This window comes from Pseudomonas saxonica, from assembly GCF_007858365.1.
GTDB classification, from domain to species: Bacteria; Pseudomonadota; Gammaproteobacteria; order Pseudomonadales; family Pseudomonadaceae; genus Aquipseudomonas; species Aquipseudomonas saxonica.
In genome coordinates, this window is record NZ_VFIO01000012.1 from 89,599 (window position 1) to 103,160 (window position 13,562).

Consider the following 13,562-nt stretch of genomic DNA (forward strand, 5'->3'; position numbering starts at 1 on the left):
GAGCATAGCTGTTTGGCATCACCCTGAGAATGTGCCTGTCAATATGGCAGCATCCAGCGGGTTATGCCTGCCACTGCAATCAAACAGCAAGCGGCCACAGGGCTGAAAGGGTTTTGTCTATCGGCGCGTTTCGCCCATAATCGCTGTTTTCGCACGCCTAGAATCTTGCAGGAGCCTCATGGAGCAATTTCGTAATATCGGCATCATTGGTCGTTTGGGCAGTTCTCAGGTGCTCGATACGGTTCGCCGACTGAAAAAATTCCTGCTTGAACGGCACATGCACGTGATCCTTGAAGACACCATCGGTGAGGTGTTGCCCGGTCATGGCCTGCAAACTTCATCGCGCAAACTGCTGGGTGAAGTCTGTGACATGGTGATTGTCGTGGGCGGCGATGGCAGTTTACTGGGCGCGGCCCGGGCGCTGGCCCGCCACAACGTCCCGGTGCTGGGTATCAACCGTGGCAGCCTGGGCTTTTTGACTGACATTCGACCTGACGAACTGGAAGTCAAAGTCGCCGAAGTGCTCGACGGTCACTATCTGGTTGAAAGCCGCTTTTTGCTGCAAGCCGAAGTCCGCCGCCATGGCGAGGCCATCGGTCAGGGCGATGCGCTTAATGATGTGGTGCTGCACCCCGGTAAATCCACGCGCATGATCGAATTCGAACTGCATATCGACGGTCAGTTCGTGTGCAGCCAGAAAGCCGACGGCTTGATCGTGGCCACGCCGACCGGCTCAACGGCTTACGCCATGTCGGCGGGTGGCCCGATCATGCATCCCAAACTGGATGCCATCGTCATTGTGCCCATGTACCCGCACACCTTGAGCAGCCGGCCCATTGTGGTCGACGGCAACAGCGAGCTGAAAATAGTGGTAGCCAAAGACATGCAGATTTACCCGCAAGTCTCCTGCGACGGTCAGAACCACTTCACCTGCGCGCCGGGTGACACCATTACCGTGAGCAAAAAAGCGCAAAAGCTGCGTCTGATTCATCCTTTGGACCACAACTACTATGAAGTGTGTCGGACCAAGCTTGGCTGGGGTAGCCGACTGGGCGGCAGGGCTGACTGATGCTCGATCCAGCGCGCAGTTACGATCTGATCGGTGACGTGCATGGCTGTGCTCATACACTTGAGCACCTGCTGGAACGTCTGGGCTATCGAAAACTCGCCGGTGTCTGGCGACACCCGCAACGCATGGCGGTGTTCCTGGGCGACATCATTGATCGCGGCCCGCGCATTCGCGAGTCGTTGCACATCGTCTACGACATGGTTCAGGCCGGTCAGGCGCTGTGCCTGATGGGCAACCATGAATTCAACGCGCTGGGCTGGTGCACACCTGCACCCGCGGGCAACGGCAAGCAGTTTGTGCGCGAACACAACCCGCGCCACGCCCGCCTTATTCACGAAACCCTTGAGCAGTTCGAGGCGTACCCGCACGAGTGGCGTGCGTTTGTGCAGTGGTTTTACGAGATGCCGCTGTTTGTCGATGCCGAACGCTTTCGCGTGGTACACGCCTGCTGGGACGCGGAGGTGATTGCCCCTCTGCGCCAGCAATACCCCGATGGCTGCATTGACGAGGCCTTCTTGCAGGCCGCGGCCCAGCCCGAAAGCTTCGCCAACCTGACCTTCAATCGGCTGTTGCGCGGCACCGACATGCGCTTGCCCGATGGCATGACCCTGACCGGTGGCGATGGCCTGACGCGGGCGTTCTTCCGTACCAAGTTCTGGGAAGACGACCCCAAGACCTACGGAGATATTGTGTTTCAACCTGACGCACTGCCCGAGCGCGTGGCGCAAAAACCGCTGTCTTCAACCGAGAAGAGCGCGTTGTTGCGCTATGGCAGCCATGAGCCTTTGTTGTTTGTCGGGCATTACTGGCGCAGCGGCAAACCCGCGCCTATCCGGCCCAACCTGGCTTGTCTCGATTACAGCGCCGTGTTGTACGGCAAGCTGGTGGCTTACCGCCTTGATCAGGAAACCCGCCTCGATCCCGGCAAGTTTGTGTGGGTCGACGTCGAACGCCCGGAGGCGATTCAATGAGTGTTGTACAGGTGTTACGTCTACCCTTGTCGGTCGACTTAAGCGGTTTTGTGGCCTTGCTCAAGCGCCTGCAAGTGCCCCATCGCGTCAGTGAAGAAGCGGGCGAGCAGGTACTGTGGGCGCCCGATAACATTGCCGAGGACGTCCGTAATCTGTATCAGCGCTTTCCTGCGGGTGATCCCGAACATGAGCTGCCGATTGTCGAACGCCCGGCGCCGATGGCCCGGCCTGGCTTCGTGCGGCAACTGCGCGACAGCCCGGCCACTGCGATTATTTTGCTGCTGTGCGTGATTGTGGCGGTCGTCACGCAACTGGGCGATAACCTCTCGGCCCTGAGCGGGCTGACCTTTGTCGATTACACCATTCGCGGTCAATACATCCAGTTTGCCCCGTTGTCCGAGACCCTTGGGTCGGGGCAATGGTGGCGCCTGTTTACCCCCATGCTGATTCACTTCGGTTTCCTGCACATCGCCATGAATGGCATGTGGTTTTGGGAACTGGGGCGTCGTATTGAAATGCGTCAGGGCAGCATCAACTTGATAGGGCTGAGCCTGTTATTCAGCCTGGTGTCCAACTTCGCCCAATACCTGTTCGGCGGCCCGAGTCTGTTTGGCGGGTTGTCGGGGGTGCTGTACGGCTTGCTGGGGCATATCTGGATTTACCAGTTGATGGCGCCCAACCCGATGTACTCCCTGCCTCGCGGTGTGCTGGTTATGATGCTGGTGTGGCTGGCGCTGTGCATGTCCGGGTTGGTGTCGATGATCGGTTTTGGCCAGATTGCCAACGCGGCGCATGTGGGCGGGTTGGTGATCGGTTGCCTGACCGGCTTGCTGGGCGGGCTGTGGGCCCGTCGCAAAATTTCGATGTACCCGTAGCAGCTGCCGAAGGCGGCGTCCGATTGCGAAGCGATCGTAAACCTGAATACCGGGTTTAACCGGCATACCGAGCTGCCTGTTTTTACGACGGTTGCGCCATCGAACGCAGCCTTCGGCAGCTGCTACGAATCGTGTTGCGACCGTTACCTCACTATTTTTTAAAGAGCGGAACCAGAACCATGTCCTCTTTCAACGAAATGATTAAAAACATCACGCCCGAGATCTATCAGAGCCTCAAACTGGCCGTAGAAATCGGTAAATGGGCTGACGGTAACAAACTGACTCCTGAGCAACGCGAGCTGTCGTTGCAAGCCATGATCGCCTGGGAAGTCAACAACCTGCCCGAAGACCAGCGCACTGGCTACATGGGCCCGCAGGAGTGCAGCTCCAAGTCGGCACCGGTGCCGAACATCCTGTTCAAGTCGGATGCCATCCATTGATTGAGATTGGTCGCGGTGCAATCAGCAAAATGTCGGCACGTCTGGAAGGGCCGACCGTTCAGTACGCGTTTCGTTTGGGCGATACCGAGGTGCCGGTCAATCCATTGATCGGCACTAAACTGCGTCTGGAATTCCTGGGAGAGATTCACTGCTCCCACTGCGGGCGCAAAACCAAGAAGAGCTTCAGTCAGGGTTATTGCTACCCGTGCATGACCAAGCTGGCGCAATGTGATGTGTGCATCATGAGCCCGGAGCGTTGCCATTACGACGCAGGCACGTGCCGCGATCCGTCGTGGGGCGAGCAGTTCTGCATGACCGATCACGTGGTGTATCTGGCCAACTCCTCGGGCGTCAAGGTCGGTATTACCCGTGGCACACAGCTGCCTACTCGCTGGCTCGATCAGGGTGCCAGTCAGGCGTTGCCGATCGTGCGCGTCGCAACCCGTCAGCAGTCGGGTTTTGTCGAAGACCTGTTCCGCTCTCAAGTGGCTGACCGCACCAACTGGCGGGCACTGCTAAAGGGCAATGCCGAGCCGGTCGACCTCGCAGCGGTGCGTGATCAGCTGTTTGACAGCTGCGCCGAAGGTTTGAACAGCTTGCAGGAGCGTTTTGGCTTGCAAGCGGTCCAACCCTTGCATAGCGTCGAGCCCATCGAGATTTGTTACCCGGTTGAACAGTACCCAAGCAAGATTGTCAGCTTTAATCTGGACAAGGATCCGATCGTTGAAGGCACGCTGATGGGGATCAAGGGCCAATACCTGATCTTCGACACCGGCGTTATCAATATTCGCAAATACACGGCCTACCAGCTGGCCGTGCATCAGTAAAAGGACACCCGTATGCGCACCGAACAACCGCAAATGATCTACCTGAAGGACTATCAGGCGCCCGAGTATTTAATCGACGAGACGCACCTGACCTTTGAGTTGTTCGAGGATCACACGTTGGTCCATGCGCAATTGGTGATGCGCCGCAACCCTGCGCGCGGCGCAGGTTTACCGGCGCTGGCGCTGGACGGTCAGCAACTGCAGCTGTTGAGTGTGGCGATGGATGACGCCGAACTGACCGCAGCGGACTATCAACTGACCGACAGCCACTTGATCCTGCACCCGACCAGTGAGCAGTTTGTGGTCGACACCAGCGTCAAGATCCACCCCGAATCCAATACCGCGCTGGAAGGCTTGTACAAGTCCGGCACGATGTTCTGCACCCAATGTGAAGCCGAGGGGTTTCGCAAGATCACCTATTACCTCGACCGCCCGGACGTGATGAGCAAGTTCACCACCACCGTGGTCGCGGAGCAGCATCGCTACCCGATCCTGCTGTCCAACGGCAACCCGATCGCCAGCGGCCCCGACGAAGACGGCCGGCACTGGGCGACCTGGGAAGACCCGTTCATGAAACCGGCTTATCTGTTTGCACTGGTGGCGGGCGATTTGTGGTGCGTTGAAGACACCTTCATCACCATGACCGACCGTAACGTCGCCCTGCGCATTTATGTCGAGCCGGAAAACATCGACAAGTGCCAGCACGCCATGACCAGCCTGAAAAAGTCGATGCGCTGGGACGAAGAAACCTACGGCCGTGAATACGATCTGGACATCTTTATGATCGTTGCCGTCAGTGACTTCAACATGGGCGCGATGGAGAACAAAGGTCTCAACATCTTCAACTCCAGCGCCGTTCTGGCCCGCGCCGAAACCGCCACCGACGCCGCGCATCAGCGCGTTGAAGCGATTGTCGCGCACGAATACTTCCACAACTGGTCGGGCAACCGCGTGACTTGCCGTGACTGGTTCCAGCTGTCGCTTAAAGAAGGCTTCACGGTGTTCCGTGACTCTCAATTCTCGGCCGACATGAACTCGCGGGTGGTCAAGCGTATTCAGGATGTGGCTTACCTGCGCACCCACCAGTTTGCCGAAGATGCCGGCCCTATGGCCCATGCCGTGCGCCCTGACAGCTTTATCGAAATCTCCAACTTCTACACCCTGACGGTCTACGAAAAGGGTTCGGAAGTGGTGCGCATGATCCACACCCTGCTGGGCGAGGTGGGCTTTCGCAAGGGCAGCGACCTGTACTTTGAGCGCCATGACGGTCAGGCCGTGACCTGTGATGACTTTATCAAGGCCATGGAAGACGCCAACGGCGCCGACCTGTCCCAGTTCAAGCGCTGGTACAGCCAGGCCGGTACACCGCGTCTGGCGGTCAGCGAGCACTATGATGCGGCGCAAAAAACCTACAGCCTGACCTTCGCTCAAAGCTGCCCGGCGACCCCGGACAAGGTTGAAAAACTGCCGTTCGTGATCCCGGTTGAACTGGCCCTGTTGAACGCCCAAGGCGTTGAACTGCCGCTGCAACTGACGGGCGAGACGAACGCTGCGGGCACCACGCGGGTGCTGTCGGTGACCGAAGCCGAGCAGACCTTTACCTTTGTGGGCGTGCCTGAAAAGCCGCTGCCTTCGCTGTTGCGCGGTTTCTCGGCGCCGGTCAAATTGCAGTTTGCCTACAGCCGTGACCAGTTGATGTTCCTCATGCAACACGACAGCGATGGTTTCAACCGCTGGGATGCGGGCCAGCAACTGTCTGTGCAGGTGTTGCAGGACTTGATCGCCCAGCATCAACGTGGCGAAGCACTGACGCTGGACCCGCGTCTGGTTGAAGCGCTGCGCAGCGTGCTCAACAATGCGAGCCTGGATCAGGCCATGGTGGCCGAGATGCTGTCGTTGCCGGGTGAGGCTTACCTCACTGAAATCAGCGAAGTGGCCGATGTCGACGCGATCCACACGGCCCGCGAGTTTGCCCGCAAGCAACTGGCTCAGAGCCTGTTCGATGATTTGTGGTCGCGTTATCAGGCCAATCGCGCGGTGTCCAAAGTCACGCCTTATGTGGCTGAAGCCGAGCATTTTGCCCGTCGCGCCCTGCAAAATATCGCACTGTCTTACTTGATGCTGACGGGTAAACCTGAGGTTTTGGCGGCGGCGCTGGAGCAGTTCGAGCACAGCGACAACATGACCGAGCGGCTGACGGCCCTGGCAGTGCTGGTCAACTCGCCTTTTGAGGCAGAGAAAGCCGCAGCGCTGGCCAGCTTCGCCGATCACTTCAAGGATGATCCGCTGGTCATGGACCAATGGTTCAGCGTACAGGCAGGCAGCACGCTGCCTGGCGGTTTGAAGCGCGTGCAGCAGTTGATGGAGCACCCGGCGTTTACCCTGAAAAACCCGAACAAGGTGCGCGCGCTGGTGGGCGCATTTGCCGGCCAGAACCTGATCAACTTCCATGCTGCTGATGGTTCGGGTTATCGCTTCCTGGCCGATCTGGTGATCCAGCTGAACGCCTTGAATCCGCAGATTGCTTCGCGTCAATTGGCGCCATTGACCCGCTGGCGTAAATACGACAGCGCCCGTCAGGCGTTGATGAAGGCTGAGCTTGAGCGCATTCGCAACTCGGGCGACCTGTCCAGCGATGTGTTTGAAGTGGTCAGCAAAAGCCTGGCCTAACCGCTGATGTAAAAAGAGGCGCTACCCGAGCAATCGGAGAGCGCCTTTTTTATGTCCGTCGGTTTAGTGTTGCAAGGTCACCAAGCGTGATACCGGCACCTTATTAATCTCTACGGTGTAATTGACGTTGCCATTGATGTCTTTCACGTCGTTATCGATGTATTCACCCTGATGATTGGGCACAGAGGCGATGTGCTGACCGTCACGGTAAATATGCACGGGTTTGCCACGCGGTTTGTCGCCTTGCCACGTCAACACCACTTGCGAGGTGGCCGGTAAAGCCTGAGCTGTGAGCTGTCTGACACCCAGCGCCCCGATCAAGGGCAGCCCGTCCATTGAATGCTGTGCCGCATCCGGTGTGACGCCAAAGTGCTTCAGTATTGTGGGCGTGATGTCTGCCTGGCTGGCAAAGCCATACAAACCGCTGTGCCCCGGGTTGGTTGGCGCGCTGACGGGGTCGGTCAGTTGCGCGTTAGCCGATTTGTTCATCGCAATAAAGGTGGTCTTTTCACTCAAGGTTTGTTGCCCATGGCTGTAGCCGTCCGGCAGACGGCGGCCGTGATCGGGCGAGACGATGATTAACCAGTCCTCTTTCGGGTGGGTGGCTTGACGACGTTCCAGCGCCGACAGCAACTGGCCGACTTGCGCATCTACGCCCTGAATGGCTTGCTGATACTCAGTGGCAAAACCATGATCGTGACCCGCCAGGTCAGGCTCGTCGAAGTGGGCGAATACCAGGTCAGATTCACCATGTTCAAGTTCGTAGCCGGCTTTATCGGCCACACACTGATCCACGTCCAGACATTTGGTGGCGCTGTCGATATAGCCTTGAGCGATGTCTTGGGCGAAGTTGTCGTTGATGGTGCCCCAACTGACAATGCTGGTGGTTTTGCGCTGTGGCGCTGCGCGCTTGAGTTGCTCGAACAGGCTGGGCGCCTGGTTGCGCAATGCCCCATTGTTGGCGTCGACCTGGTGCCGGTTCACCCAACTGCCGGTCAAAATAGTCGCCCATCCGGGGCCACTGTTGGTCAATTGTTCAGTGGAGGTGCCGTCAATGCCTCCGATGTAACTCTTGGCCAGTTTTAGGCTGCCAATGTGCGGCGCCATATTCTGTGCAATGGCCTCCTGCAATTTTTCGTACTGCATGCCGTCGACACCAATCAACAAGGCTTTTTGAGTCTTGGATTTTTGGCTGTCAGCTGAAGAGGGCGTGAGTGCAAGCGCTGGCACACAGGCCAATGACAGGCTCAGGCAGGCGGCGATGGAAAGCGCAACAGTGGAATAACGCATGGCAGACCTCAGTGAAGGAACGGGACACCGGCGAGTATTCAGTCGGTGTATTTCACTGGGGTGAATCTGCTGAAGCATTTAAACCACGGGATGTTTCTGCGCCCCGTGGAGTTCACACGGTGACGAGTTCTTGGCTTAGTACTGTATCCAGCGCCGTGCGTGCATCATCCAGTTGCACCAGCGTGGCATGCCGCGCACCCAGGGCGTCGTGGTTTTCGATGGCCGTCAAAATGGCTTTGTGCCGAGGCAGCGCCAGTTCATGCAAGTTGGGACGGCGATTTGAATGCTTTAACGCTTCACGCAACGCCAACGACAGCATATTGCACAGGTTGGCAAGCAAGTCATTGTGAGTAGCATCGGCAATGCGACTGTGAAAATCCAGGTCGGGCTGTAACAACGCTTCAGGTGTTTCGGCCTTTTCCATGCGCTCATAGGCATCACGTATAGAGGCGACTTCTTCGTCGGTCGCGTGCTGAGCGGCGAGGGCGGCCACGGCGGGTTCGATAATGCTGCGCACACTGGTCAGCAAGGCAAAGAATTCGTTTTGCGGCGAACTCTGCATCAGCCAATGCAGCACATCGGGGTCCAGCATGTGCCACTCACGCCGTGGCTTGACCACTGTTCCTACGCGCGGTTTGGAATACACCAGACCTTTGGCAAGCAACACCCGCGTTGCTTCGCGCAGCACCGGACGGCTGACGGCATACTCTTCGCACAGCAAGGCTTCTGCGGGCAGTTTGTCATCGGGTTTAAAGCGCCCGGAGACAATTTGCATGCCCAGTTCCTGAACGATGCGCGCGTGCATGCTTTTGCGCTCGGAGGGCTGACGATAATCCATAGGGCGTAGGTCGATCCTGTGGCAGAAAGGCACCGATGATAACAGCCACGCGTGGCGTAAACCTCACAAAACCCGGATGTCGCACCGTTTTGTAGTTGCTGGTGAAGGCTGCGAATTGCCCGCCCGCTGATCACGTCGTAGCAGTTGACGAGTAATGCGAGGCTACGTTCGACGATGCAATCGTCGCAAACGCTATGACCACGATGTTTCTGATTCATCGGGTTATTTGGGTTTACGACGGCTTTGCCGCCGATCGCAGCCTCGCAGAGCTCGTCAGCTGCTACGGGTTTTTTGCCACCTTGCGACTACAGGTGTTGCTCGATCAATGAGAATGACGCGGTACTTCTGATCCGCGGCAACCGACCAGGAAGTCAAAGTCGCAGCCCTGATCGGCCTGCATCACGTGGTCGATGTACAGCTGGCGATAGCCGCCAATCAGCAGGTTTTTCGGTGGTTCGATGTCGGCCAGTCGGGCAGCCAGTTCCGCGTCGCTGATGTCCAGGTGCAAACGCCCGCTGGCGCAGTCCAGTTCGATCCAGTCACCTTCTTGCACGGCAGCCAATGGCCCGCCCGCCGCAGCTTCGGGTGCCACATGCAAAACCACGGTGCCATAAGCCGTGCCGCTCATGCGCGCATCGGAAATACGCACCATGTCGGTCACGCCCTGGGCCAGCAGCTTGGCCGGCAAGCCCATGTTGCCGACTTCGGCCATGCCCGGATAACCCTTTGGCCCACAGTTCTTCATCACCAGTATCGAGTCGGCGGTGACGTCCAGTTCAGGGTCGTTGATGCGCGCTTTGTACATGTCGAAGTTTTCAAACACCACGGCTTGCCCGCGATGTTTCATCAGCGCCGGGGTGGCAGCAGAGGGTTTCAGTACGGCACCCAGAGGCGCCAGGTTGCCGCGTAATACGCAAATGCCACCGTCCGCCACCAGCGGATTTTCAATGGCGCGGATCACTTCGTCGTCGCCGTAAATAGGCGAGTTTTTCACGTTGTCCCAAAGACTCTGACCATTGACGGTCAGTGCATTGGGGTGCGGAATCAAGTTGTTTTCACCCATCCGGCGCAGTACAGCAGGCAGACCGCCCGCGTAGTAGAACTCTTCCATCAGGAAGCGTCCGGAAGGCTGCAAGTCCACCAGCGTCGGGGTGCCGCGACCGATACGGGTCCAGTCATCCAGTTCCAGGTCGACGCCAATGCGCCCGGCGATGGCTTTCAAGTGGATCACCGCATTGGTCGAGCCGCCGATGGCCGCATTGACCCGAATCGCATTTTCAAAGGCCTCTTTGGTCAGCACTTTGGACAGGCGCAGGTCTTCACGCACCATTTGTACGGCACGCATGCCGGACATGTGCGCCAGAACGTAACGGCGCGAATCCACTGCCGGAATCGCAGCGTTGTGCGGCAACGAAGTGCCTAATGCTTCGGCCATGCACGCCATGGTCGAGGCGGTGCCCATGGTGTTGCAGGTGCCCGCCGAACGTGACATGCCGGCTTCTGCCGAGAGGAATTCGTCGAGGCTGATGGCGCCCGCTTTATAAGACTCGTGCATCTGCCAGACGATAGTGCCGGCGCCGATGTCTTTGCCCTTGTGCTTGCCGTTAAGCATCGGCCCACCGGTCACCACAATAGCGGGGACGTCGCAGCTGGCGGCACCCATCAACAGGGCCGGGGTGGTTTTGTCGCAGCCGGTCAGCAGCACAACGCCGTCAATCGGGTTGCCGCGAATCGCTTCCTCCACGTCCATGCTGGCCAGGTTGCGGGTCAGCATGGCGGTCGGGCGCAGGTTCGATTCGCCATTGGAGAACACCGGGAACTCTACCGGGAAGCCCCCGGCTTCGATGACACCACGCTTGACGTGCTCGGCAATGGTTCGAAAGTGAGCGTTGCACGGAGTCAGTTCTGACCACGTGTTGCAGATACCGATGATTGGTTTGCCCTGGAACTGATGGTCGGCAATGCCCTGATTCTTCATCCAGCTGCGGTACATGAAGCCGTTTTTGTCCGCGCTGCCAAACCATTGGGCGGAGCGCAGGGGAGGCGTTTTATCAGACATGGCGGACTCTCTTATTGTATGACTAATTGATTTTTATGCTCCTAAAGTAGCTGGAAAAATGCCGTCTTGGAAGTGTTGTTGGGTAAATAGTATTACTATATAGTCCGTTTTAACTGAGAGCTGATCCTGGCATTTTCCCGCCTGAGGCCACTCCAGAGGTGCCATAACAAAAACAATGGGAGACCGTCATATGAGCCAGGAACTCGGGCTTATTCGCCGCATTACGTTAAAACTCATTCCATTTCTGATCCTGCTCTACCTCATTGCCTATGTAGACCGCTCTGCCGTGGGGTTTGCCAAGCTGCACATGGGCGCTGACGTTGGCATTGGCGACGCGGCGTACGGGTTAGGCGCGGGCTTGTTCTTTATCGGTTATTTCCTGATGGAGATTCCCAGTAACCTGATGCTGGAGCGCTTCGGCGCCCGGCGCTGGTTTGCCCGCATCATGTTGACCTGGGGCGCCATCACGATTGGCATGGCGTTTGTGCAGGGGCCGCACAGTTTCTATGTGATGCGCTTTTTACTCGGGGTCGCCGAAGCGGGGTTCTTTCCGGGCGTTCTGTACTACATCACTCAGTGGTTCCCGGTGCGCCATCGCGGCAAAATCCTGGGCCTGTTCATCCTCTCGCAACCCATCGCCATGATGATTACCGGGCCCATATCGGGCGGTTTGCTTGGGATGGAAGGCGTGTTCGGCCTGCACGGCTGGCAATGGCTGTTTATCGTGATTGGCATGCCGGCCATTCTGCTCACCTGGCCTGTACTGCGTTACCTGCCGGATGGCCCGAAACAGGTCAAATGGATGACTCAGCCCGAGAAGGACTGGCTGGTGGGTGAGTTGGAAAAGGACTTGCAGGAGTACGGTCAGACCCGTCACGGCAATCCGTTGCATGCACTCAAAGACAAGCGTGTGTTGTTGCTTGCGCTGTTCTATCTGCCCGTGACCTTGAGCATCTACGGTCTGGGCCTGTGGTTGCCCACGCTGATCAAACAGTTTGGCGGCAGTGACCTGACCACCGGCTTTGTGTCCTCTGTGCCGTACATCTTCGGCATCATCGGCCTGCTGATCATTCCGCGCAGTTCTGACCGTCTGAACGACCGTTACGGGCATCTGGCCGGGCTGTATGTCGTGGGCGCGATTGGCTTGTTTTTCAGCGCATGGCTGACGGTTCCAGTGTTGCAACTGGGGGCGCTGTGCCTGGTGGCGTTCTCGTTGTTTTCCTGCACGGCGATTTTCTGGACCTTGCCGGGGCGCTTTTTTGCAGGCGCCAGTGCGGCGGCCGGGATTGCCTTGATCAACTCAGTCGGCAATCTCGGCGGCTACATCGGCCCGTTCGTGATTGGTGCACTCAAGGAATACACCGGCAATCTGGCCTCGGGCCTGTATTTCCTCTCGGGCGTGATGGTGTTCGGGTTATTCCTGACGGTTGTCGTGTACCGCGTACTGGAGCGCAAACACGTGCTCAAACCCACTGAATTCGCGGCCAGCGCACGTGCGGCCACTCATCCTTAAGGAAGCTTGTTATGCGTTTAGTACAGTTTGAATTGAACAACGGTGAGCGCCGCGTCGGGTTGGTAGACGGTGGCCTGGTGCGTGAGGTGCAGGATGCCAGCAGCGTACGCGAGTTGGCCCTGGCCGCGATTGAAGCAGGCATCGGCCTCGCTCAACAAGTCGACCAACAGGGTTTGGGCAAGAGCCATGATTACCCGGAATTATTGGCGCAGTTGAGAATTCTGCCGCCGCTGGACCACCCTGATCCTGCGCATATGCTGATCAGCGGCACGGGCTTGACCCATCTGGGCAGTGCTTCGGCGCGGGACAAAATGCACCAGCAGGCGGGCGATGAGTCGACCTTGACCGACACCATGCGCATCTTCAAATGGGGTGTGGAGGGCGGCAAGCCAGCTACGGGTCAGGCCGGTGTGCAACCTGAGTGGTTCTACAAAGGCGACGGCAGTATTGTCGTACGCCCCGGCCAGCCGTTCCCCTTGCCGCCGTTTGCCGAAGATGCGGGCGAAGAGCCGGAAATCGGTGGCCTGTATGTCATCGGTCATGACGGCAAGCCTTATCGACTGGGCTTCGCCGTAGGTAACGAATTTTCTGACCATGTAATGGAACGTAAAAACTACCTGTATCTGGCCCATTCAAAACTGCGCAGCTGTTCGTACGGGCCTGAACTGCGGGTCGGCGAACTGCCCCAGCATTTGGCGGGTCGCAGCCGGATTCTGCGTAACGGCCAAGTGCTGTGGGAGAACGAGTTTCTCAGCGGCGAAGCCAATATGTGCCACAGCCTGGAAAATCTCGAATATCACCATTTCAAATACAGCCAGTTTCTGCGGCCGGGAGATGTGCATATTCACTTTTTCGGCACGGCGACCCTGTCGTTCGGTGATGGCATTCGCACGCAGCCCGGCGATATTTTCGAAATCAGTCAAGCCGAGTTCGGCGCACCCCTGGTCAACGGTATTGCCCCGGTGGACGCGGTATTCGAACCCGGCAGCATCGGCACACTTTAAAAGGAA

Annotated in this window: 11 protein-coding genes; 8 read left to right on the plus strand and 3 right to left on the minus strand. The window is 57.9% G+C overall.

Annotated features, from left to right (window positions below; all coding sequences use genetic code 11):
- The first annotated feature begins 178 nt into the window (after positions 1 to 178).
- From FJD38_RS21515 to pepN, 6 genes are all read left to right on the plus strand, one after another.
- On the plus strand, positions 179 to 1,069 hold the full coding sequence (locus FJD38_RS21515) for an NAD(+) kinase (protein ID WP_122782379.1): 891 nt from the start codon (positions 179 to 181) through the stop codon (positions 1,067 to 1,069).
- Entirely contained in the window at positions 1,069 to 2,040 is a 972-nt protein-coding gene (locus FJD38_RS21520) for a metallophosphoesterase (protein WP_146387414.1), read from the plus strand. Before FJD38_RS21515 ends, FJD38_RS21520 begins: the two co-directional genes overlap by 1 nt.
- On the plus strand, positions 2,037 to 2,915 hold the full coding sequence (locus FJD38_RS21525; protein WP_146387416.1) for a rhomboid family intramembrane serine protease: 879 nt from the start codon (positions 2,037 to 2,039) through the stop codon (positions 2,913 to 2,915). Before FJD38_RS21520 ends, FJD38_RS21525 begins: the two co-directional genes overlap by 4 nt.
- A 179-nt stretch (positions 2,916 to 3,094) precedes the next feature.
- Entirely contained in the window at positions 3,095 to 3,355 is a 261-nt protein-coding gene (locus tag FJD38_RS21530; RefSeq protein WP_122782382.1) for a YeaC family protein, read from the plus strand.
- A complete protein-coding gene (locus FJD38_RS21535) occupies positions 3,352 to 4,182 on the plus strand; it encodes a DUF2797 domain-containing protein (RefSeq protein ID WP_122782383.1) in 831 nt (276 codons plus the stop codon). The genes FJD38_RS21530 and FJD38_RS21535 overlap by 4 nt, the downstream gene beginning before the upstream one ends.
- A 12-nt stretch (positions 4,183 to 4,194) precedes the next feature.
- Complete coding sequence (pepN, locus tag FJD38_RS21540) at positions 4,195 to 6,852, plus strand: aminopeptidase N (RefSeq protein WP_146387418.1); 2,658 nt, start codon at positions 4,195 to 4,197, stop codon at positions 6,850 to 6,852.
- 63 nt (positions 6,853 to 6,915) lie between these two features.
- Here pepN and FJD38_RS21545 read toward each other — a convergent pair whose 3' ends face one another.
- The 3 genes from FJD38_RS21545 to FJD38_RS21555 all read right to left on the minus strand — a co-directional run bounded on the left by FJD38_RS21545 (position 6,916) and on the right by FJD38_RS21555 (position 11,039).
- Positions 6,916 to 8,142, minus strand: coding sequence for an alkaline phosphatase family protein (locus FJD38_RS21545; protein ID WP_146387420.1), 1,227 nt, complete (start codon positions 8,140 to 8,142; stop codon positions 6,916 to 6,918).
- Between the two features lie 112 nt (positions 8,143 to 8,254).
- Positions 8,255 to 8,980 carry a FadR/GntR family transcriptional regulator gene (locus FJD38_RS21550; RefSeq protein ID WP_146387422.1) on the minus strand — a complete coding sequence of 242 codons (726 nt, stop codon included), beginning with the start codon at positions 8,978 to 8,980 and terminating at the stop codon, positions 8,255 to 8,257.
- 322 nt (positions 8,981 to 9,302) lie between these two features.
- On the minus strand, positions 9,303 to 11,039 hold the full coding sequence (locus tag FJD38_RS21555) for an IlvD/Edd family dehydratase (protein ID WP_122784283.1): 1,737 nt from the start codon (positions 11,037 to 11,039) through the stop codon (positions 9,303 to 9,305).
- A gap of 190 nt (positions 11,040 to 11,229) precedes the next feature.
- Here FJD38_RS21555 and FJD38_RS21560 point away from each other — a divergent pair, with 190 nt between their 5' ends.
- Together FJD38_RS21560 and araD1 are read left to right on the plus strand one after the other, a co-directional pair.
- Positions 11,230 to 12,552 carry an MFS transporter gene (locus FJD38_RS21560; protein WP_122784284.1) on the plus strand — a complete coding sequence of 441 codons (1,323 nt, stop codon included), beginning with the start codon at positions 11,230 to 11,232 and terminating at the stop codon, positions 12,550 to 12,552.
- 11 nt (positions 12,553 to 12,563) lie between these two features.
- Positions 12,564 to 13,556, plus strand: a complete 993-nt coding sequence (gene araD1 / locus FJD38_RS21565; RefSeq protein ID WP_122784285.1) for an AraD1 family protein — start codon at positions 12,564 to 12,566, stop codon at positions 13,554 to 13,556.
- The last annotated feature ends 6 nt before the right edge of the window (positions 13,557 to 13,562 follow it).